Here is a 1367-nt window from a genome sequence, read left to right as displayed (position 1 = left end):
ACCGAATACAGATGTTGGAACTTTTCTTTTTAGTTACTTATAGTGATATTTTTGTGTATCAGGATACCAATAAAGATTTAAACTAGGCGTCATATTTCCATTTTCATATTCATCAAGATAAAACTCTAAAGGATATGCTGTCCCAAAATTAACTACTCTACCAGTTTCTTTTTCTACTAAAAAAGGTGCACTTCCAGGCACATGATATTTAAAATCTCCTGTTTTAATATATTTTTTACTGTCATATTTATATATATTTCCATATTCTTTTCTTATGATAGATTCATAATAAAGTGTAAACTCTATTTTCTTATCACTACTGAATGACATATAGTGTTCAGCAATAGTTAGCATTTCTTGTTGTGTAAGCATAATATAAAATATATTAACCTGCTCGGTAGACAAGTTTCTCTTTATTAATCTTCAAATGAAATTTTGTAGTACTAACAGATATTTCTGCTATCGGAGAGTCTTGCACTTTAAATACTGTGTAACCATTCTGTTCTATTTTTGTGTATAGTTTACCTGCCAAACCATTTTCTACAAATGATACAACATTAAAAGTTGAAATATATTCAAGTATTATTTCTACTATAAATTCATAGTCTTCAGGATTTGTATAAAGCTTATGTCTATACTTCAAAATGTCATTTCTTTTGATATCTTTTTGATTTAATCCTCTATATTCTCCTTCTTCTACTATTTGTGAATAGAATCCAATAGATAAAGCTCCGTATAAAAATAAAGCTCTTGGGTATTGATCCTTAAAAGCTATAACTACAGCTTCTAACATCTTTTCTATAGGTTCTTTTTGAAGGTATTCATCAAATTTATCTATCTCATTATCCCATTTAAGTTCATACGGACTCGTTGCTCCTAGTATAGGTATATATCTGTCCCATAAAAATCCTAAATCAATATCTCTTATCTTCATATTATTTCTATTTTATATATATTTAACATATTCTATTGACTCTGCCATTTCTTTAAAAATCAATTTAAAAACCAAAGCATCTTTGAAAGATGCATCTACATTTCCGTAAATATTATCTACAAACTTCTCTTGATTCTTTATTGTTTTTATTAAATCTAATCTTTTCTTTGAATTTATTCCTATATTTTTCATACTATACACAGTCCCATTTGCAGTAACAGCTCTAACTTCTCTTAGTTGCATGTAAACAAATAGTTTTATATCTGCCAAACTAAGTCCTGAGCCATTTGGATGATTGTGTGTTAAGATTGAATTTTTAAATTTATCATCAGGAATATGCCTCCAGTCAATCCAATTTTTATACTTTATTCCTGAATGTTTTATCTTAATATTTTGGGAGTTATTCACTATGAAAAAAATTTCAATTCATACA

General features: G+C 27.5%; 3 protein-coding genes. All 3 read right to left on the bottom strand.

What is annotated here, in order from left to right; translation table 11 throughout:
* Positions 1-33: 33 nt before the first annotated feature.
* Genes AA089_RS24040 through AA089_RS23015 form a run of 3 tightly spaced genes read right to left on the bottom strand, consistent with a single transcriptional unit; the run spans position 34 to position 1342 of the window.
* Positions 34-372, bottom strand: a complete 339-nt coding sequence (locus AA089_RS24040) for a hypothetical protein (RefSeq protein ID WP_053002652.1) — start codon at positions 370-372, stop codon at positions 34-36.
* A 13-nt stretch (positions 373-385) separates the two neighbouring features.
* Positions 386-934 carry a hypothetical protein gene (locus AA089_RS23020; RefSeq protein ID WP_046759376.1) on the bottom strand — a complete coding sequence of 183 codons (549 nt, stop codon included), beginning with the start codon at positions 932-934 and terminating at the stop codon, positions 386-388.
* A gap of 12 nt (positions 935-946) precedes the next feature.
* Positions 947-1342: a hypothetical protein gene (locus AA089_RS23015; protein WP_046759375.1), complete on the bottom strand. Its 396-nt coding sequence runs from the start codon at positions 1340-1342 to the stop codon at positions 947-949.
* Between the last annotated feature and the right edge of the window lie 25 nt (positions 1343-1367).

This window comes from Kordia jejudonensis (assembly GCF_001005315.1).
Taxonomy (GTDB): Bacteria; Bacteroidota; Bacteroidia; order Flavobacteriales; family Flavobacteriaceae; genus Kordia; species Kordia jejudonensis.
The sequence above is the reverse complement of the archived record's forward strand: the minus strand, read 5'-3'. Positions and strand labels throughout refer to the sequence as shown.